We start from the raw sequence: 21,569 nt of genomic DNA on the forward strand, positions 1-21,569 counted from the left end.
ATTTTGTTATTAAAATTTAAAATAGAAAATTATGAGTGCACAAAAATTTGCAACAGAAGCTTTACATGCTGGGCATGATGTATCTGCTAATGGAGGAACCAGAGCAGTACCTATTTATCAAACCACTTCATATGTTTTTAAGGATGCTGATCATGCGGCAAACGTATTTAACTTATCAGAATCGGGGTACATCTATACCCGATTAAACAATCCTACAAATGATGTTTTAGAGCAACGACTAGCAACATTAGAAGGAGGTATTGCTGCAGTTGTAACCGCATCAGGTACAGCAGCAATTAATACTACATTACTCACTTTACTTAAAGCAGGCGATCATATTGTTGCTTCCAGTAGTTTGTATGGAGGAACCTATAATCTTTTAGGAGTTACTTTACCAAGGTTTGGGATTACTACCACATTTGTAGATCCTTCAAATCCTGAAAATTTCAAAAATGCTGTACAAGAGAATACACGTGCTTTTTTTGTAGAATCTTTAGGTAATCCAAAATTGGATGTACTTGATCTAAAAGCAATTTCATTAGAAGCCAAAGCTTATAAAGTTCCTTTAATTGTGGATAATACTGTTGCTACTCCAGCATTGCTAAACCCTATTGAGTATGGTGCTAATATTGTGATTCATTCTCTTACCAAATATATAAGCGGGAATGGAACTTCTCTCGGAGGTGTAATAATAGATGCAGGAACTTTTGATTGGTCTAGTGGTAAATTTCCTGAATTTACAGAACCTTCCCCAGGATACCATGGATTAGTATATCATGAAGCATTAGGAGCTGCAGCGTTTATAGCCAAAGCGAGAATAGAAGGGTTAAGAGATCATGGTGCTGCACTTAGTCCATTCAATGCATTTCAAATTTTACAAGGTTTGGAAACCTTAGAAATTAGAATCAAAAAACATAGCGAGAATGCGTTGACTTTGGCGAAATGGCTACAAAAACAAGATGAAGTGACATGGATAAAATATCCCGGACTTGAAGGAGATTCGTACTATAAATTAGCTCAGGAATATTTACCTAAAGGGCAGAGTGGTATAATAACCTTTGGGGTAAAAGGAGGGTTTGATTCAGCCAAAACTGTAGCTAACGAGACAAAGATTTTTTCTTTATTGGCTAATATTGGGGATACAAAATCCTTGATAATTCATCCTGCAAGTACTACACATCAACAATTGGATGCTGTACAACAAGAATCAACGGGAGTAACCCAGGATTTGATAAGGTTATCTGTTGGATTAGAGGATATTGAAGACTTAAAAGGAGATTTAGAGGTAGCTCTTGCCAAAATAACCGAAACTGTCAAATAAAAATTAAAGAGTTATATATACTTTTCCTATGCTTCAAAAACTTGACATTTCTAATTTTATTACAGTAAAAGCTAAGTGTATAGATCATATACCTTTGACGTACCAAGTATTTGGAAAACCTTTGTTTCAGGCTCCAATTGTATTGGTGAACCACGCACTTACCGGTAATTCTATGGTGTGTGGCTCAGGTGGATGGTGGAGTGGTTTGATAGGGGAAGGTAAATGTATTGATACTGATAGGTATACCATTTTATCGTTTAATATTCCTGGGAATGGTTATGACGGAATTAAGGAGAATTTAATTGAAGACCATAAGACTTTTAATGCAAGAGATATTGCTGCTATATTTTCTGAGGGTTTAAAATTATTGAAAATAGATGAATTATATGCTGTGATTGGTGGTTCTGTAGGAGGTGGAATAGCATGGGAATTGGCTGCTTTGCAACCTGAATTAGTAAAACACCTTATTCCTGTTGCGACAGATTGGAAATCTACAGATTGGCTAAAAGCAAATTGTTTGGTACAAGAACAGATTTTATTAAATTCTAATAATCCGGTTCATGACGCAAGATTACATGCAATGCTTATCTATAGGTCTCCAGAGTCATTTAAACAAAAATTTGATAGAACTTTTAATGAAGAAAGAGGTGTGTATAATGTAGAAAGTTGGCTTTTATATCATGGTGAACGATTGGATAGAAGATTTACACTTTCTGCTTATAAAGAATTAAATCATATTCTGGGCAATATTGATATCACAGAAAAAAGAGGGAGTTTTAAAGAAGTAGCCAGATCTATACAATCCAATATTCATATTATTAGCGTGGATTCTGATATCTTTTTTACTGCAGCAGAAGATAAAATTACATTTAAGGAGTTACAAGAAGTTAAGCATAATGTTACCCACGCAATTATTAATTCTGCACACGGTCATGATGCTTTTTTAATAGAGTTTGAACAATTAAGCAAATTGTTAAAAGATATTTTTTAAATAAAAAGAAATGAAGGTCTTAAAATTTGGAGGAAAGTCATTAGCTAACGGAAAAGGAATTCGTACGGTAATTGAAATAATTGAAGACAAGGTTAAGAAAGATGAGAAAATAACAGTCGTGCTTTCTGCCAGAGGCAATACTACTGATGAACTAGAAGGAATTCTTGAAAAAGCATCAAAAAGTAAACCTTATCAAGAGCAATTGGATGCATTTAAAAAGTATCAATTAGATGGTTTTAAAAGTATAGATTTTACTCAGGAATTCGAAACACTAGATAAGCTTTTTGAAGGGGTATCTCTTTTAGGAGATTATAGTAAAAGAATAAAAGATCAGGTATTGTCTCAAGGTGAGGTGATTTCTGCCAAATTGGTAACACAACTTCTTCAGGAAAAAAATATTAAAGCCAATTTTACAGATAGTAGATCACTTATAATTACAGATGCTCAGTTTGGAGGTGCTCAACCTCTGGATAAATTATCCAAGAAAAATGTAATTAGCCATTTTAATAAACATAATGGATCTACAGTAAACGTGGTTACTGGTTTTATAGCGTCTAATACCAACAATGAAACTACTACTTTAGGTAGAAACGGAAGTAATTATACTGCCTCGTTATTAGCAAATTATCTAGAGGCTGAAGAATTACAAAATTTTACTCATGTCAATGGAATTTATACAGCAAATCCTGATTTAGTACCAGATGCGAGGAAAATAGAAAAATTGTCATTTGCAGAAGCTAATGAATTAGCATATTTTGGAGCTAATATTCTTCATGCAAAAACAATAATTCCGCTAATAGAAAAGAATATTCCCCTTAGGATATTAAATACTTTTGACTATAAAAATAAAGGTACCTTAATAACAGCTACATCAAACGAAAAAGGAATTAAATCCCTGTCGGTCTTAGAACATGTAGCTTTGATTAATCTCGAAGGGAGAGGACTTTTGGGTAAAGTTGGTGTAGATGCAAGAATTTTTAGAGCATTAGCACATAAAAATATTAGTGTTAGTATTATTTCTCAAGGTTCTTCAGAACGAGGAATAGGATTTGTTGTAGAAGCTAATAAAGCAAAAGAAGCTAAAACAGTATTAGAACAAGAATTCGAATCTGATTTTCACAAACGAGATGTAAGTGGTATTTCAATAGAAGAAAATGTATCTGTGATTTCAATTATTGGTCAGGATTTAAGTACATTTCATAAACCGTATAATGCATTAATTAAAAACCAGGTAATCCCTTTGCTTTTTAATAATACGGTTACTGGTGCTACCATAAGTCTGGTAGTGAAAAAAGAACAATTACATCGTGCATTGAATGTGATTCATGGAGAGATTTTTGAAATTGCTAAAAAAATTAACCTTGCAATATTTGGTCACGGATTGGTAGGAGGTACCTTAATAGAACAAATCCTGAAATCCTCTGAGCAGATCGAAAAACGAAAGAAAATAAACCTTAATATTTTTGCAGTTGCAAACTCTAAAAAAGTACTTTTAAATAAAAATGGTATTAATGAACATTGGAAAAACAGTATTGATGAAAAAGGAATTTCTTATACCATAGAAGATATAGTTCGATATGCAGATGAACATCATCTAGAGAATTTAATTGCTATTGATAACACAGCTAGTGAAGCATTCACAGCAAATTATATGCATCTGGTAGAACATGGTTTTGATCTGGTATCTTCTAATAAAGTAGCAAATACATTAAGTTTTGATTTTTATAAAGAATTACGAAAGAAACTAGAGGATAATCAAAAACAGTATTTGTATGAAACTAATGTAGGAGCAGGATTACCGCTTATTGATACGATTAAGTTATTGCATTTGTCAGGAGAGAATATCACAAGAATTAAAGGAGTTTTTTCTGGGTCATTAAGTTACTTGTTTAATACATATTCTAATGAAAATCGATTATTTAGTGAAGTCTTACAAGAAGCTATAGATAAAGGATTCACAGAACCAGACCCTCGTGAAGATCTTTGTGGAAATGATGTTGGTAGGAAATTATTGATTTTGGCAAGAGAGCTTGATTTAAGTAATGAATTTGAGGATGTGAATATTCATAATTTGATTCCTGAAGGACTTAGACAAGGAGGAGCTCAGGAATTTTTGGAGAAATTAGATAACCTGAACTTGGTATATCAAAAAGTTAAAGAAGAGCAAAAACCTAATCATGTATTGAGATATATTGGTGATCTTTGGGGAGATTTATCCAAAGAGAAAGGAAATCTTGATGTAAAATTGGTTTCCGTTCCTCAAAGTAGCGCGTTAGGACAGGTAAAAGGTTCCGACTCTATATTTGAGATTTATACAGAATCTTATGGGGATCAACCGATAGTAATTCAAGGAGCAGGAGCAGGAGCAGCAGTTACAGCAAGAGGTGTCTTTGGAGATATATTGCGATTAACAGAAAAAGGATAATGAAGATTATAATTGGAGATACGGTTATTTGGCAAAACAAGAACGTATTGTTTTTATTGAATTTGGTACTTTTTGTTATTGCAGGTTGTTTTAATTCAGAAAAAACTGATTACAAAACAATAGCTAAAGAGGATGTGCTAGTACAATATACAGCGCTCCCTAAAACTGTAAAATCACCCAAAGATAATCCTAGTTCTCCTGAAAAAGCTGCCTTGGGAAAATTACTTTTTTTTGATCCGATATTGTCAGGAAATAAAGATGTAGCTTGTGCTACTTGTCATCATCCTAAGAATGGTTATGCTGAGTTTCGGGATATTTCTATTGGAGTAAATGGAAAAGGTTTTGGAAGTACTCGGGTGTTTAATACGCCAAATGATATTCCTTTTGTAAAAAGAAATGCTCATACCATTTTAAATACAGCATATAATGGTATTGATACAAATAATGAATATGACCCTGAGAAAGCACCAATGTTTTGGGATTCGCGAGTAGAAAGTTTAGAAAAACAAGCATTAGAGCCGATCAAAGCACTCGAAGAAATGAGAGGGCGTAAGTATGCTGAAAAGGATATCCTGGATGTGGTTATCGCCAGACTGAAAGCAATTCCCGAATATCAAATATTATTTGAGGAAGCGTTTGGAGAGAAAGATGCAATCAATAGCATTAATTTATCCAAAGCGATAGCGGTTTTTGAAAGGACTTTGGTAACGAATAATTCTCGTTTTGATCAATATGTAGCAGGAGACGAAAATGCAATTTCTCTTTCAGAAAAAGAAGGTTTTAAATTGTTTAAAAAAGTAGGTTGCGCGAATTGTCATAAAGGACCTATGTTTTCTGATTATAAAATGCATGTGTTGAGTTTGCAGGAAAACAATAAATTAAAAATAATAGATAGTGGTTTTGGTCAACAATTTTCCTTTAGAACTCCAAGCTTACGAAATTTACAATTTACTGCACCTTATATGCATAATGGTAAGATGAAAAATTTACAAAAAGTTTTAGAGTTTTATGAAGATATAGCTTCAGGAAGGTCTCAAAATCCAAATATTGAAGATGATCAATTAGATTCTTTAGTTAAAAAAATACGAATTAAGGTTATGGATATGGCACCAATCATTTCTTTTTTAAATACGTTAAATGAAACTGATTTTGATAAAGAGGTAGTTGATGCAGTGCCAAGTGGTCTTCCGGTTGGAGGAGATATTAATTAAGAGATAATACTAAATTGAAAAATAGAAATAATGAAAATACAGCTCAAAAGAATAGATAACGATTACCATTTCGAATTAAAAAACGAAAGAGGACATGTGACCCATATTGATAGTAAAGCAGAGGTTGGAGGACATGATTTAGCTCCGAGTCCAATGGAGTATGTGTTAATGGGAGTCGCGGGATGTAGTGCTATTGACGTAATATCAATTTTAAAGAAACAACGACAAGAAATTACAGACTATAGAGCAGAAGTGGATGGTAGTCGTGAAGAAATTGATGGAGCAAAGCCTTTTAAAAATATAGTAGTAACTGTATTTCTTGAAGGGGAAATAGCTCCCGAAAAAGCAAAAAGAGCTGCTCAATTGTCGTTCGAAAAATATTGTTCAGTATCCAAAACTTTAGAACCTACTGCTACCATAGCATATAAAGTAGTAGTAAATAATAAAGAAGTATGAGTCTAGATAGTACAAATTTTGAAACACAAGCGGTCAGAACACAGACCGAAAAAACACAGTTTTTAGAGCATTCTTCACCCATGTATTTGACTTCGGGATTTGTTTTTGAAGATTCTGAAGAAATGAGAGCAGCTTTTGCTGAAGAGAAAGATCGGAACCTGTATAGCCGTTTTAGTAATCCTAATACTACAGAATTTGTAGATAAAATTTGTAAGTTAGAAGGAGCAGAAGATGGGTATGCATTTGCAACAGGTATGGCTGCAGTGTTCTCTACATTTGCAGCTTTATTAGATGCAGGTGATCATATCATATCAGCACGATCTGTTTTTGGATCTACACATTCATTGTTTACTAAGTATTTTCCTAAATGGAATATAGAAACAAGTTATTTTAGGATAGATGAGACGGAAAAAATAGAAAGTTTAATTCGACCTAATACAAAAATTCTATATGCAGAATCTCCTACGAATCCGGGAGTAGATATTCTGGATTTAGAGGTATTGGGCAAAATTGCTAAAAAACATAATCTACTTTTGATTATTGATAACTGTTTTGCAACTCCATATTTACAAAACCCTATTCAGTTTGGAGCAGATCTTGTTATACATTCGGCTACCAAGTTGATAGACGGTCAAGGAAGAGTATTAGGAGGAGTAACCGTGGGCAAAAAAGAGTTAATCAGAGAGATTTATTTGTTTTCTCGAAATACAGGACCTGCATTATCACCTTTCAATGCCTGGGTGTTGTCTAAAAGTTTAGAAACATTAGCCGTTCGTGTAGACCGTCATTGTGAAAATGCATATAAACTTGCTGAGTTTTTAGAAGCACATCCCAAAGTAAATTGGGTAAAGTATCCTTTTTTGAAATCTCATCCGCAATATGAAATTGCTAAACGACAAATGAAATCAGGTGGCAATATTGTTGCTTTTGAAGTAAGTGGAGGAGTACAGGCAGGGAAAACTTTTTTTGATGCTATTAAAATGTGTTCTTTGTCTGCAAATCTTGGAGATACTAGAACTATAGTAACGCATCCTGCGTCTACAACACATAGTAAGTTAGCTGATGAGGATAAAGAAGTTGTTGGAATTACCAATGGCATGGTACGGTGTTCTGTAGGGCTAGAACATATTGACGATATTATCCAGGATATAAAACAAGCATTAGGGCAATTATAAAACATATCTAATTTAAAATTAGATATGTTTTATAACTTATTTTGTTAAAAAACTATTTTTCCATTGCAACGATTTCCAGTTGATGTGTTTTTTAAAGAATACAGAAGGATTGAGTTTTTTAGATTGTGGTTCTTAAGTGATATTAGATTCTCTTTATTAGAAAGTGATTTTTTGATTATCTTTTGTCCAGAAAGACTATAGATTTCAATAGTATAAGGACCATTTGTAAATACAGGCAATAGTAAGGTGTTATTTTTAACGTAGATATTGATGTCATTACAATCTAATGGTGTTGTTAATGGAGTGTTACTTTCTTTTGATAATGTAAAATTTAGGGGCTTAAGGCATGATATTTCATTGTCTGAACAGGTTAAATTTAATTCCCATCGTTTTATTTTATCATACGCCGTAGTTTTGCTAAATAAGATATAAAACTTATCCCTGTCAATAACGGTATTTGATTTTCCATATTTATCCATAAATATTGGATAATGTAAATCACTTTTACTCCATGCTTGGCCATCTTTGTCATCTGCAAAATAAATGTCATATCCTTCGCTCCAATTTATGAGATCAAATGATTTGTGTAAAGAAATATGATAAGTTTCGTTTTCGTTATTACGGTATTCTCTCACTCCAATAAAGTAATTAGTGTTTCGAACTTTTGCGACGCTAAATCGATGACTAGATCCTAAGATAGAAGTACTTTTTGGACCTTTGACTTGAAGGAAGTCGGCTAGTTTTTCTTTACTGAAATTTTCAGGTAATGATTTATACCAACCACCATTGTAATAAATTTTATAGGCATTTGGATTTGTAGCTAAGGATTCTGCAACTCTTAAGACTTTGATGCCTGAAGCTGATATCATTCTTGGGCTTGATTCTGAAAAGAATACATAAATATACCCATTGTGTTTAATAGACGAAGGATGCCGTAACCCACTAGTTAACTTTTCTCCTCCTCTGTAGTATGGTGAAAATGTCGGGGCGGTTGAGTTGTTGTCATAGTTAATTTTGGTAGCATTCTTTAAATATCCTGTACTTGGCCAGGCGATGGGTCCCATATCATTATATTTTTGATGACCCCATCCATTTTCTCTATTGCTTTTTAACCATGCCATGCTTAAAAATGCATAATAATTTTCTAATGGAGCTGACCAAGTAGCAGTAGTGTCGTAACTTCTAAAGTTATTTTGGTATTTATGACTATAATTTGCACCATTTTCACCATGAACAAAGCCAATATTGGTTATTTTTCCTAATTGATTAATGGTTTCTGCAGCATATATTCCGGCATAATTTCTTATATGATCAGTTGATCTAGTTTGCCAATTTGCGTGATGGATTTCACTAACGGTATAACTTGGGATTCCAACAGAGATATTGAAATCTGTTCTTTTTGGGATGCAAGCTTCTCTGAAAGTATCACATGATCCGGCTTCAGTATTATCTACCATGTTCTTTGGGGTAGTTATAAAAAGTGTCTTTCTGCCAACTTCATTATAAAAATATCCTCTCCAGCATCCCATAATTATCCATGGTGGAACTTCGGTAATAATACTTTCTGTAGAATTTTCTGCTGCAATTGCAATTTCTGTACCTCTCGTATCTGGATTAATTCTTTTCACACAGGTAAAAGGAGCTATTTGTGAAATACACAAAGTGCTAATAAAAAATGCCAGTAAAAATGTGATGTGTTTCATGTTTCTTTAATTCGATAAATGTCTATTTTAAAGATACAATGATAAAAGAATACTATCTCAATTTTTGAGACGATGTAATAAAAAGCTTCAAAAAAGTAAAAGTGAATATATAAACGATTGATTTTAAGTAGTGTAGTGCTTATTGTGGTATGGTCTAATGCATACATAAAAAAGCGGCAAATCAAATTTGCCGCTTTTTTATGTACAACTTAATTTTTATTATTGCTTAGTCAGTACAAAAAACTGATCACCTGTTACGGCAAAAGTGATTCCCTGACGTTCTATGTCTTCATTAATGGTTATCTTAAGTGTCATAGTTTCAGCAGTCAAAGAAACAATTTCAAACGACTCTTCTTCTCCAGCAACAGTAGTAGTTAGAATATTGCCTTCTGTTTTCCATTCTCCAGTTCCTATAAAATCAGGAATTGGTTCTTCATATTCAATTGGGTCTTGAGTGGGGATGCTTATAGTAGCAACTGCTGTAAAACCTCCAGAACTCACAAAAGTATTGGGTTCATCTGTCGCAGAAGTTTCTGTAAAAGTTGCTTTAGCGGTATAATCCTTTCCGGTAAGTGTAAAATCACCACTTACAGGAATATTTTGGATAGTAGCAGAAACTTTACCATTTTCTGACTTGATTTCTGTTAGATTCCATTCTCCGGGAATTAAATTTTGATCGACTTCAGTGGGTGCATCATCATCGCTACTACAAGAAAAAAATAACGAGGTACTTGCTAAAAATAAAAGCATTGCAAATTTTTTCATTTTGATCATATATTTTGAGTTACTACTTAATTTTCAACGAGAGGCTGATTATCATATTGTTCCTTTTGTTTAATTGACTCTTTTTTATGGGGTTTTTAAGGGTAATTAGTAAAAGTTTAGTAAATCATTATTCGTTATTATATACAATGATCCTATCAACGCTTTAATAATCTACTAAACTAGTGGGGTTTTTATTAAAGATATCATAATTCATTGAGTTTTAGTAAGATTTTTTTAATCTTTTGGACTAATACACAAATTTTATATATACATTTGTTTAATAATCTACTAATCCGATAGGGTAATAGAATTTAAAAAAATGATTGTAGATCAAATGATATTAGATAAAGTATCCACACAGAAAACAACATATCAGGATGATAAAACTTCTGAGAAACCTTTGCGTAGTATTGCAAAAGCAGTGAGCTGGAGAGTGGTGGGTACATTAGATACATTAATTGTATCCTATATTTTAACTGGAGAAATAGCGCTTGCTACTTCTATAGCGTCTATTGATTTTGTAACCAAAATGATTTTGTACTTCTTTCATGAAAGAATTTGGAATCGAATTAAATGGGGGAAGTAGAAAAGAAAGAGAATTATGAGCTTAACAGAAAAAGAAATAGCAAATCTTAATAAATCACTAAGGGATAAGACACCTTTAGAAATTACACAATGGGCGATTTTAAATGCAAAAAAACCTGTAGTTACTACTAATTTTAGACCATATGAAGCGGCTATTCTTGCAGTTTGCTCAGAAGCACTGCCTGATATTCCGGTGATTTGGTGTGATTCAGGGTACAATACACCAAATACATATAAGCATGCAGAGAATGTCATTGATTTACTGAGCTTAAACGTCAAATTGTATGTTCCAAAGCAAACTACAGCGCACAGAGATGTAGTGATGGGAATTCCAGATATTGACGATCCTAAACATAAGATTTTTACAGAACAGGTAAAGCTAGAACCTTTTAAAAGAGCAATGTCAGATTTTGCTCCTGATGTCTGGTTTACAAATCTTCGAAAAGGACAAACCGCATTGCGGGATTCTTTGGATATTTTAAGTGTTGGAAAAGATGGTGTTTTAAAAGTAAGCCCTTTTTATTACTACAGTGATGAAGAATTAGATGTGTATTTAGAGGAAAACAAATTACCAAACGAATTCAAATATTTTGACCCTACAAAAGTATTAGAAAATAGAGAGTGTGGGTTACATACTAACTAATAAATTACGAAAAAGATAAGAATGGAAATACTAGAAAAGAAAGTAGAACAATTAAATGGATCAGCGGGTAACTTAGCTGGGACATCTGTTCTTAAGGTAAATCCTTTGGAGAGTGAAGCAATTTATATTTTTAGAGAAGTAGTTGCACAGTTCGAAAAACCAGTATTGCTTTTTTCTGGAGGAAAAGATTCTATTACTTTGGTGCGATTGGCTCAGAAAGCATTTTACCCAGGAAAAATTCCTTTCCCATTATTACATATTGACACAGGACATAATTTTCCCGAAACTATAGAATTTAGAGATCGATTAGTCAAAGAACTAGGAGTAGAACTAATCGTTAGAAATGTTCAGGATTCCATTGATCAAGGTAAAGTTATAGAAGAAAAAGGAAAATATGCAAGTCGTAATAGTTTACAAACTACAACGCTTTTGGATGCTTTAGAAGAATTTAAGTTTGATGCAGCTATAGGTGGAGCAAGAAGAGATGAGGAAAAGGCAAGAGCCAAAGAACGTATATTTTCAGTTAGAGATGATTTTGGACAGTGGGATGAAAAAAATCAACGCCCAGAATTATTTGATCATCTTAACGGGAAGATAGATTTAGGTCAAAATGTGCGGGTGTTTCCAATTAGTAACTGGACAGAATTAGATGTATGGAGTTATATTCAAAAAGAAGCTATTGAAATCCCATCAATATATTTTGCACATAAACGTAAAATATTTATTCGGGATGGTATGATTTGGTCAGCAGAAGATGATGTGGTATATAGAGAAGATGATGAGGTGGTAGAGGAACGAATGGTTAGGTTTCGTACGGTAGGAGATATGTCTTGTACAGCTGCAGTGCTATCAGATGCAATCACAATTGACAAAGTTGTTGATGAAATTAGACAATCAACAATCTCAGAACGAGGAGCTCGTATAGATGATAAACGATCTGAAGCAGCTATGGAAAAACGTAAACAACAAGGATATTTTTAAAAGTTGTTTTTGTTATTCCGGTTTGGCACATTGAGCTCGTCGAAATGAAGACTGGAATTTAAATATTGATCATAAATAATAAAGAATACTACTCCCAAAGGAGAAATAATAATAGCTATGGACGTATTAAAAATAGCAACAGCAGGAAGTGTAGATGATGGTAAAAGTACCTTAATTGGTCGTATCTTATATGATACAAAATCATTAACTACAGATAAATTAGAAGCAATCGAAACCAGGAGTAAAGCTAATGGATTTGATTATCTGGATTTTTCATTGGCGACAGATGGTTTAGTGGCAGAACGAGAACAAGGAATAACGATCGATGTAGCACATATTTATTTTTCTACAAAAGAGAAAAGTTACATTATTGCTGATACACCGGGCCATATAGAATATACCAGAAATATGGTGACTGGAGCATCAACTTCTCAGGCTTCGATTATTTTGGTAGATGCTCGTAAAGGAGTTATAGAGCAGACATATCGTCACTTTTTTATTAATAATTTATTGAGAGTTAAGGATGTTATAGTGGCTATTAATAAAATGGATTTGGTAGATTTTTCTCAAGAAAAATTTGAAGCAATTAAAAAAGATTTTGAGATACTAATAGCAAAAAGCGATTATAAAGAACAAAATATAACTTTTATTCCTGTAAGTGCTCTACAAGGAGATAATGTAGTAGATAAATCAGAAAGAACACCTTGGTATTCTGGTCAAACATTATTAGAACATTTAGAAGAACTGGACGCACAAGATGTTTATGAAAAAGCACAGGTACGTTTCCCAATTCAAACAGTAATTCGTCCTAAAAAAGATGAATTTCATGATTTTAGAGGGTATGCAGGAAAATTGTACGGTGGAGACCTTTCTATAGGAGATGAAGTCACTATTTTACCTTCATTGACTACATCAAAAGTAAAAGAAATTTACTTTTTTGATCAAAAATTTGATACTGCCGGTAGAGGAAGTTCATGCACAATTACACTAGAGGATGATGTAAATGTTAGTCGTGGAGATATGATTGTAAAATCATCAGAAAAACCAAGAGTAGAAAAACTTTTGACAGCTACGGTCTGTTGGATGGATAGTAAGGATCTTAACCCTGGAACTAATTATTTTCTACAAAGCGGAAGCAGTCGAATCCTGGCAAAAGTAAAAAGTATAAGTGGGACTATTGCTACCGATTTTTCTGGTGAAGATATTTCAAAAAATTCCTTGAGCTTAAATGAAATAGGGAAAGTTCAGATACAATTGAGTAAACCTTTAGCGGTTGATTCTTATAGTAAGAATAAAGCGTCAGGGTCATTTATATTAATAGATTCACAAACCAATAATACTTCTGGAGTAGGCTTTATAGAATAATAAATAAAAAGCTTTTTCTCTATTATAAGAAGAAGAAAAAAACAAGATTTTTTAATAGATAAAACCATCATACAAAAGTCATAACTATGTCCTTTTTTAAGGATAGAAATACGAAAAAAAAGATGCAAAGTTTTAGAACCGAAATAGAAAACCCGATTGTTCAGAAAGACATTATAGAATTAGCTAATAAAATAGAGCAATTCCATAAGGGTAAGATAGATGAAGAAAAATTTCGAAGCCTTCGTTTAGCACGTGGAGTATATGGTCAGCGTCAGGAAGGAGTGCAAATGATTCGTATTAAATTACCTTATGGTAAGGTGTTGAGTAACCAATTAAGGCGTATCTGTGAAGTGTCTGATGAATATTCTAGAGGAAGATTACATATTACAACACGTCAAGATATCCAGATTCATTATGTGGATTTGAATAGAACCCCAGAGCTTTGGTCAGAGCTAGAAAGAGATGATGTTACATTAAGAGAAGCATGTGGTAATACGGTACGTAATGTAACTGCTTCAGAGACTGCAGGGATTGATCCCAAAGAACCTTTTGATGTATCTCCATATGCAGATGCATTGTTTCGTTTCTTTTTAAGAAACCCGATCTGTCAGGAGATGGGACGTAAGTTTAAAGTGTCCTTTTCTGGAACAGAAGAAGATACAGGTTTATCTTACATGCATGATTTAGGTTTTATAGCTAAAATTGAAAATGGAGTTCGAGGATTTAAAGTGATGTTGGGTGGAGGATTAGGCTCTCAACCTAGACACGCTGATGAATTATATAGTTTTTTGCCAACAGATAAGATTATTCCTCTAATGGAGGGGGTATTGAGAATATTCGATCGCCACGGAGAACGTAAGAGTAGAGCTAAAGCTAGAATGAAATTTTTACTAAAAGATATTGGTTTAGAAGCATTCAAAGAATTAGTAGAAGCAGAACAAAATGCAATCGAACAAAAAACAGTTGCAATTGATACTGATGCTTATGAAGTTTCTGTTCCTGTAGCGGTTGAAGTTCCACATGTAGATATTAAAAATCAAAAAGCTTTTGAGTTATGGAAAGCCACTAATGTGATCTCTCAAAAACAACAAGGATATGTTGCAATAGGGATAAAAGTATTATTGGGAGATTTTTATACCGATAAAGCTCGATTGTTGGCTGATCTTGTAGAGAAATATGCGGCTGGAGAGATTCGTCTATCCTTACGTCAGAATATTTTGATTCCTTTTGTAAAGGAAGATTTATTACCATTTTTCTATCAGGAACTAGAAAAATTAGGATTCGTAGAATCTGGATATAATAAAGCTGTGGATATTACCGCTTGTCCTGGTACAGATACGTGTAATTTAGGTATCGCGAGTAGTACAGGTATTGCAGAAGAGTTAGAACGAGTAATCAAAACTGAATACCCTCAATACCTTGAGAAAGAAGATTTGGTTATCAAAATTAGTGGATGTATGAATGCTTGTGGACAGCATAATATGGCAAATATTGGCTTCCAGGGAATGTCTATACGTACCAAAGATAAACTAGTAGCTCCAGCATTACAAGTGTTGTTAGGAGGAGGTAATCTAGGTGATGGAAAAGGAAAGTTTGCTGATAAAGTAGTAAAAATTCCTAGCAGAAGAGGGCCAGAGGCATTAAGAAGAATATTAAATGACTTTGAAGCAAATGCAAATGGAAAGCCATTTGTAGCATATTATGCTGATAAAGGGGAGAAATATTTCTATGATTTACTTACTGACCTATCCAATGCTGATAACCTTACTCAAGAAGATTTTATTGATTGGGGGACAGAGGAAAATTATGTTAAAGCGATTGGGATTGGAGAATGTGCAGGAGTTGTTATTGATTTAATTGCTACTTTGTTTTTAGAAAGTGAAGAGAAAATTGAAAATGCAAAACTCTCTTTTGAAAATGAAATATATTCTGATGCCGTTTATCATGCATATAGTTCTTTAGTAAATTCAGCAAAAGCATTGTTATTGGCAGAGAATAAGAAAACAAATACTCATGCTAGTATTATAAACCAATTTGATGATGAATTTGTAGCCAATGGAAAGATAAATTTGGATGGTACGTTTGCAGATTTAATATATCAAATTCAGAAAAATGCACCAAGTAAGGATTTTGCAGTGGATTATATCAAAAAAGCAGAGCAATTTTTACAGAAAGTGCAAGAATTTAGAACACTTGAAGTAGAAAACGCATAAAGCTGTAAATTTGATCGACTTCTTAGGAATAATTTCAATGAGGTCAAATGATTAAAATCATAAATAATGAGTAATAAAATACCAAAATTGACCGTAGTAGGAGCAGGTCCGGGAGATCCTGATTTGATTACGCTTAAAGCTATTAAAGCTTTAGAATCAGCAGATGTGGTGTTATACGATGCTCTTATAAATGAAACGTTGCTAAAACATGCACCAAAAGCAGAACAGATTTTTGTAGGGAAACGAAAAGGGTGCTATGCTTATCAGCAAGAACAGATTAATGAATTAATTGTAAATAGAGCAAAAAACTATGGCCATGTAGTGAGATTGAAAGGAGGGGATCCATTTATTTTTGGTAGAGGAGCAGAGGAGATTGATTATGTACAGCAATTTGATATAGAAACTGATATGGTTCCTGGGATATCATCATCATTTGCAGTGCCGGCTTATCAAGGAATTCCATTGACCAAAAGAGGAGTTTCAGAGAGTTTTTGGGTGATTACAGGAACAACAAAATCACATAAATTATCGCAAGATGTATATCTGGCAGCAAAATCAAATGCAACTGTGGTAATTTTAATGGGAATGGGTAAGCTGAGTGAAATAGTTAGTATCTTTGCCGCAGAAAAAAAACAAGACACCTCAGTAGCGATTATTCAGAATGGAACCACTGAAAATGAGAAGTTTGGATTAGGTACTATAGATACAATTGAAAAGATAGTTGTAGAAGGAAAACTATCATCACCTGCAATAATTGTAATAGGTGATGTGGTAAGTCAAAGAGCAAAACTAGCTTCAATTTATAAAGAGATAGGAGAAGAAGTTGTATCTTAATAGTTTGGGTTAGGAATAAAATGGAAGAAATAAATAATTTATACCCGGTTTTTTTAAAGGTTAAAAACCTCGAAGTACTTATTGTAGGAGGAGGAAATGTAGCTGAAGAAAAACTTACGTTCTTATTAAAATCCAGTCCGGATGCACAGGTAACTATAGTATCACCAATGTTTAGAGAAGGTACAATAGCATTAGCAGAAAGATTTGGAATAGAAATGATACAAAAAAAATATCATAAACGGTTTTTGAAAAGAAAACACATTGTGATAGCTACTACTGATGTTCCTAAGGTTAATATCCAAGTGTATAGAGACTGTAGGAAGAAAAGTAAATTGGTTAATGTAGCAGATAATCCTCCGTATTGTGATTTTTATATGGGAGGAATTGTAACCAAAGGTAATGTCAAAGTGGCTATTTCGACTAACGGAAAGTCACCCACTACCGCAAAACGATTACGTCAGTTTTTTGAAGAAATAATTCCAGAAAACATTGATGACTTAGTTAAGAATTTAAACGAATATAGAAAAACAATAAAAGGTGATTTCGAAGAAAAGGTGGAAACACTAAACGAATTTACCAAAGGATTAATAGGAAAAAAAGAAGTTGAAAATGATCAAGACTGATATTTTAATAATCGGAGCTGGCCCAACGGGATTATTCACTGTATTTGAAGCAGGATTACTGAAGTTAAAAACGCATCTTATAGATGCTTTACCACAACCAGGTGGGCAATGTTCAGAGATATATCCTAAAAAACCAATATATGATATTCCAGGATTCCCTGAAATTCTTGCAGGAGAATTGGTAGATAATCTTATGGAACAGATTAAACCTTTTAATCCTGGTTTTACCTTAGGAGAGAGAGCAGAAACTATCGAGAAGTTAGAAGATGATACATTTTTGGTTACTACCAATAAAGGAACACAGCATAATGCTCCGGTAGTAGCTATTGCAGGAGGATTAGGTTCTTTCGAACCACGCAAGCCACCTATCCCTAATATCGTAGATTTTGAGGATAAAGGAGTAGCATACATCATTCGGGATCCAGAAGTGTATAGAGATAAACGAGTTGTAATTTCTGGAGGTGGTGATTCTGCATTAGATTGGACTATTTTCTTAGCAGATGTAGCAAGTGAAGTAACTTTAGTACATAGACGTAATGAGTTTAGAGGCGCATTAGATTCTGTAGAGAGAGTTGCAGAATTGACCAAGCTAGGAAAAGTAAACCTAATTACCGAAGCTGAGGTTAAAGAACTAAAAGGAGAAGATCATATTACAGGCGTAGGAATTAAGCATAAAACACAAGGAGATATTCATGTAGATACAGACTATTTTATCCCGTTATTTGGTCTTTCACCAAAACTAGGCCCTATAGGAGATTGGGGATTAGAAATTGAAAAAAATGCAATTAAAGTAGATAATTCTTATGATTATCAAACTAATATCCCGGGTATTTATGCTATTGGAGATGTGAATACATATAAAGGAAAACTTAAATTGATCCTTTCTGGTTTTCATGAAGCGGCAATTATGTGTCAAAGTGCGTATCAGAGAATTTTCCCTGATAAGAAATATGTAATGAAATATACTACTGTAGGCGGTGTAGAAGGATTTGATGGTACCAAAAAAGAAGCCAAAAAAGAAGTGGTAAAAGCAATAGTATAAAAGATAATATTTTATTTTTGAACCTCATAGTTTGTCATAGCAAATTATGAGGTTTTTAAGTATATTTTGTATAGAAATAAGCAGTTATGTCAGATATTACTATAAAGATAACAGATAGAGAAGGAACAGTGCACGAAGTATTAGCACCAACTGATATGGCTATGAACCTAATGGAGGTTTGTAAAGCATATGAACTTCCTGTAGAGGGTACTTGTGGAGGTATGGCAATGTGTGCATCTTGTCAATGTTATGTTTTGTCAGATCACGAATTACCAGAAATGGGACAAGATGAGGATTTGATGTTAGCAGAGGCGTTTTATGTAGAAGATAATAGTAGATTGGGGTGTCAGATTCCGATTACTCCAGAACTTGATGGATTGGAGATAGAACTTGCACCAGAATCATAAATAGGCTCCCTGAGAAGGTTGTGAAACTCTTCACTTTCTTGTCTAGAAAAAGAATTAAAACATCTTCAAAAAAGATTAAAGGTCATTTTTACACCTTTAATACAATTTTATTTTAAGAAATACATATTAATTTAACTTAATTATTATTTTTATTTCTGTAATGATGTTAATATATAGTGTTTTTTTATTGTGGATAGTAAAAACTGCAATTATTTAAAAAAGAATCATTTGTTGTATAACTTTTTTTATTTTTTTGAATTGTCGTTTTACTTGTATCATCCATTATAGTTTCAATTTAAACAGTTTTGGTTTTATTAAACGAGGTAATATGGTGTCTGTAAATTAAGTGTAGTTTTATAGCTGATATTAAGATGATGTTACGCTTCTAATCATATGTTTTAGTGAGCTTAAATCATTTGTGGTATTGGTCTGATTATGAAATGGTTAAATTGTGGTAAGATTTTTTAATCACTAACAAAAACCAACATGAATTATGAAAACTACACAATTTATTAGATTATTATTATGTATTCTGGGCTTGTTTATATTTTCTATAGGATATGCGCAACCACCCGGTGAAAATGCAAGCGACTGGACAGTAGTAAATGAGCTAACTGATGAGTTTAATGGTTCAAATTTAAATACTGGAAAATGGAAATATGGGCATCCATGGTGGGGAGGACGATCTCCAGCACTTTTTGGTGGCGCAAATAACGCATTTTTATCAGGTAATGGTCTTTTAGTAATAAGGGCTACTTGGGTTGGAGGATCAACCAATTACATGAGAACTGGATCAATACATAGTACTGGCAAGGCTATGAAAGTAGGGATGTATTCAGAATGTCAATTTAGGGCTAATAGTTTACGAATGGGTTCTGCTTTTTGGTTTGCAAATAATGACCTAGATGCTAATAATCGAGGAGATGAGATTGATGTTCAGGAAGCCTTTGGGGGGTTGACGAATGGTCAAGAAAGAGAAATGCACACTAATATCCATAATCCCCAACCTAATTTTACAAATGATCAACCTCAACCCAATAAGTTTATATTATCTAGCGGGACAGTTAGTGACTCTTACCATACTTATGGTGTTTGGATAGTAAATTCTAACACCGTCCGCTTTTATCTGGATGGAGTATTTCAAAAACAAGTTATAACCAATAGTCCCCAGGATCCTCAATATATGATGATTGATGCCGAAACATATAATTGGATGAAACCCTGGCCTACTCAAGCAGAGGTAACTAATGGTGCTAAAAGAGATATGTATGTAAGTTATGTACGTACCTGGAGAAAAACCGGAAATTCAAATCCTAACCCTGGTGGTGGGTCCAAAGTTTCTCTTAAAGGGAATAATGGCAAATATGTAAGCTCAGAAAATGGAAATAAAGCGATGACCTGTAATCGTTCTTCAGTACAAGGTTGGGAAAAATTTACAATGAATGTGTTAGGTAGTATTAACGGAAACGATCAAGTATCACTACAAGGAAATAATGGAAAATATGTAAGTTCTGAAAATGGTTTAAAAGATGTGTTTTGTAACCGAGGAAGTGTTGGAGCTTGGGAAAAGTTTGAATTGATCCACCATGGCAATAACGTCTATAGTTTTAAGGGAAGTAATGGTAAGTACCTGAGTTCTGAAAATGGAAGTGGAGGAATGACTTGTAGTCGATCTAGTTTAGGATCCTGGGAAAAATTTACAATTGCATTTGGGGTTAAAAATAATCAACTTAATACAAAAGATGTCAAGGATATCAAAAATGAAATCGCAATGTACCCTAATCCAATAGAGATAAATAACCCATTAAATATGGCCTTTAAATTAGGAGAAAAAACCGAAATTTCTATTGATCTGTATGATGCGGTTGGCCATAAAGTATTATCTAATAAACTAGGAACTTTTGACGCAGGTAATCATGATTTGGAATTATTTACAAGATCAAACAAATTAAGTTCAGGAATATACATTTTAAAAACAAAAATGAATGATGTAGTTACGGTCGATCGCCTAATGTTTAATTAAATTCTCAGCAAACAAAAAAGGGTGTAATATAATTACACCCTTTTTATCTACTTAAAAAACGTTGTTATCTTTCTAAAATTTTGATAGTTTCTTTTATTGGCTTTTTAATTCTTATAGTAATTTTTTGATACTCCCAATCTTGCCCATTTTGATAGGCAATGATATCTAGTTTTGCTTTTTTACCATTAATACTTCTGATGCCTACAGTTATAGCTATCCCATTATTATGATCCAGATATTGAACCTCTCCTTCTAATAGACGAAAAAAATCATGAGGCAATAATTCACCTAGTTTTTCAATAACTAGATCATTTTCTTTAGCGATCTCTATGGCATTATTTACAAGAGAAGGCTGCACGTATACAGATCCATATCTAAAAATGGCATCTCCAGTCATAATGAAGAATATGAAGATAAAAGTTAATATTGCTGTAGTTGGGAGTATCCATTTCCAATTTCGATACCACCAGCTTTTTTTATGTGTTATTTCACTCATTGACATATATGTAAATATTATTTATAATGTAAATGTTGAGATTTGATGTAATACTCTCTGGTTTTAATAAAGACATACTTTGCAATTTAATTGTTACGGATATAGTATTAAATCAATTTTCTAAAAAAAGTAACATCTTTTTTTTGCCGAAAAACAAAAAAATAAACAAATGGTTTTCAGTAATTCAGGATTTAATTAAGGAAAGAGAGTGAGGTGTAAAAGAAAGAGAATCTTTAAGAAAATCAAAGTTTTAATTAGCATTGGATAAAAATGTATACCGTATGTATCCTTTTTTGAATAGAATGTACCT

Annotated in this window: 19 protein-coding genes; 16 read left to right on the top strand and 3 right to left on the bottom strand. The window is 33.2% G+C overall.

Features of this window, described 5'->3' with window-relative positions:
- Positions 1–31 precede the first annotated feature (31 nt).
- From PQF96_RS16720 to PQF96_RS16745, 6 genes are read left to right on the top strand one after another with little or no spacing between them, the layout of a single operon-like run.
- Positions 32–1,321 (top strand): O-acetylhomoserine aminocarboxypropyltransferase/cysteine synthase family protein, encoded by a 1,290-nt coding sequence (locus PQF96_RS16720; protein WP_271767500.1) that lies wholly within the window; start codon positions 32–34, stop codon positions 1,319–1,321.
- Positions 1,322–1,349: 28 nt separating this feature from the next.
- A complete protein-coding gene (locus tag PQF96_RS16725) occupies positions 1,350–2,312 on the top strand; it encodes an alpha/beta fold hydrolase (protein WP_271767501.1) in 963 nt (320 codons plus the stop codon).
- A gap of 10 nt (positions 2,313–2,322) precedes the next feature.
- On the top strand, positions 2,323–4,737 hold the full coding sequence (gene thrA, locus PQF96_RS16730) for a bifunctional aspartate kinase/homoserine dehydrogenase I (protein ID WP_271767502.1): 2,415 nt from the start codon (positions 2,323–2,325) through the stop codon (positions 4,735–4,737).
- Entirely contained in the window at positions 4,737–5,948 is a 1,212-nt protein-coding gene (locus PQF96_RS16735) for a cytochrome-c peroxidase (RefSeq protein ID WP_271767504.1), read from the top strand. Before thrA ends, PQF96_RS16735 begins: the two co-directional genes overlap by 1 nt.
- 30 nt (positions 5,949–5,978) lie before the next feature.
- Positions 5,979–6,404, top strand: a complete 426-nt coding sequence (locus tag PQF96_RS16740; RefSeq protein WP_109438851.1) for an OsmC family protein — start codon at positions 5,979–5,981, stop codon at positions 6,402–6,404.
- On the top strand, positions 6,401–7,579 hold the full coding sequence (locus PQF96_RS16745; protein ID WP_271767506.1) for a trans-sulfuration enzyme family protein: 1,179 nt from the start codon (positions 6,401–6,403) through the stop codon (positions 7,577–7,579). The genes PQF96_RS16740 and PQF96_RS16745 overlap by 4 nt, the downstream gene beginning before the upstream one ends.
- Positions 7,580–7,623: 44 nt before the next feature.
- Here PQF96_RS16745 and PQF96_RS16750 read toward each other — a convergent pair whose 3' ends face one another.
- Positions 7,624–9,282: a hypothetical protein gene (locus PQF96_RS16750; RefSeq protein ID WP_271767508.1), complete on the bottom strand. Its 1,659-nt coding sequence runs from the start codon at positions 9,280–9,282 to the stop codon at positions 7,624–7,626.
- Between the two features lie 219 nt (positions 9,283–9,501).
- Positions 9,502–10,047 (bottom strand): lipocalin family protein, encoded by a 546-nt coding sequence (locus PQF96_RS16755; protein WP_271767510.1) that lies wholly within the window; start codon positions 10,045–10,047, stop codon positions 9,502–9,504.
- A gap of 319 nt (positions 10,048–10,366) precedes the next feature.
- On the opposite strand from PQF96_RS16755, the gene PQF96_RS16760 reads away from it, so the two are divergent.
- From PQF96_RS16760 to PQF96_RS16805, 10 genes are all read left to right on the top strand, one after another.
- Entirely contained in the window at positions 10,367–10,633 is a 267-nt protein-coding gene (locus PQF96_RS16760) for a DUF2061 domain-containing protein (RefSeq protein WP_109438848.1), read from the top strand.
- A 15-nt stretch (positions 10,634–10,648) separates the two neighbouring features.
- On the top strand, positions 10,649–11,275 hold the full coding sequence (locus PQF96_RS16765) for a phosphoadenosine phosphosulfate reductase domain-containing protein (RefSeq protein ID WP_109438847.1): 627 nt from the start codon (positions 10,649–10,651) through the stop codon (positions 11,273–11,275).
- Between the two features lie 21 nt (positions 11,276–11,296).
- Positions 11,297–12,256, top strand: coding sequence for a sulfate adenylyltransferase subunit CysD (gene cysD / locus PQF96_RS16770; protein WP_271767512.1), 960 nt, complete (start codon positions 11,297–11,299; stop codon positions 12,254–12,256).
- A gap of 117 nt (positions 12,257–12,373) precedes the next feature.
- Complete coding sequence (locus tag PQF96_RS16775; RefSeq protein WP_109438845.1) at positions 12,374–13,621, top strand: sulfate adenylyltransferase subunit 1; 1,248 nt, start codon at positions 12,374–12,376, stop codon at positions 13,619–13,621.
- A 122-nt stretch (positions 13,622–13,743) separates the two neighbouring features.
- Entirely contained in the window at positions 13,744–15,834 is a 2,091-nt protein-coding gene (locus PQF96_RS16780) for a HEPN domain-containing protein (RefSeq protein WP_271767514.1), read from the top strand.
- Positions 15,835–15,900: 66 nt separating this feature from the next.
- The gene (cobA, locus tag PQF96_RS16785) at positions 15,901–16,668 is read left to right on the top strand and encodes a uroporphyrinogen-III C-methyltransferase (protein WP_271767516.1); all 768 of its coding nucleotides are present in this window, start codon (positions 15,901–15,903) and stop codon (positions 16,666–16,668) included.
- 20 nt (positions 16,669–16,688) lie between these two features.
- Positions 16,689–17,291 carry a precorrin-2 dehydrogenase/sirohydrochlorin ferrochelatase family protein gene (locus tag PQF96_RS16790; RefSeq protein ID WP_109438843.1) on the top strand — a complete coding sequence of 201 codons (603 nt, stop codon included), beginning with the start codon at positions 16,689–16,691 and terminating at the stop codon, positions 17,289–17,291.
- On the top strand, positions 17,278–18,333 hold the full coding sequence (locus tag PQF96_RS16795) for an NAD(P)/FAD-dependent oxidoreductase (RefSeq protein WP_109438842.1): 1,056 nt from the start codon (positions 17,278–17,280) through the stop codon (positions 18,331–18,333). The genes PQF96_RS16790 and PQF96_RS16795 overlap by 14 nt, the downstream gene beginning before the upstream one ends.
- A gap of 86 nt (positions 18,334–18,419) precedes the next feature.
- Entirely contained in the window at positions 18,420–18,740 is a 321-nt protein-coding gene (locus PQF96_RS16800; RefSeq protein ID WP_109438841.1) for a 2Fe-2S iron-sulfur cluster-binding protein, read from the top strand.
- A 493-nt stretch (positions 18,741–19,233) separates the two neighbouring features.
- Positions 19,234–20,763, top strand: a complete 1,530-nt coding sequence (locus PQF96_RS16805; protein ID WP_271767519.1) for a T9SS type A sorting domain-containing protein — start codon at positions 19,234–19,236, stop codon at positions 20,761–20,763.
- Positions 20,764–20,827: 64 nt separating this feature from the next.
- On the opposite strand, the gene PQF96_RS16810 is transcribed toward PQF96_RS16805, so the two are convergent.
- Entirely contained in the window at positions 20,828–21,259 is a 432-nt protein-coding gene (locus PQF96_RS16810; RefSeq protein ID WP_271767520.1) for a hypothetical protein, read from the bottom strand.
- Positions 21,260–21,569 lie beyond the last annotated feature (310 nt).

This window comes from Aquimarina algiphila, from assembly GCF_947494415.1.
Taxonomy (GTDB): Bacteria; Bacteroidota; Bacteroidia; order Flavobacteriales; family Flavobacteriaceae; genus Aquimarina; species Aquimarina algiphila.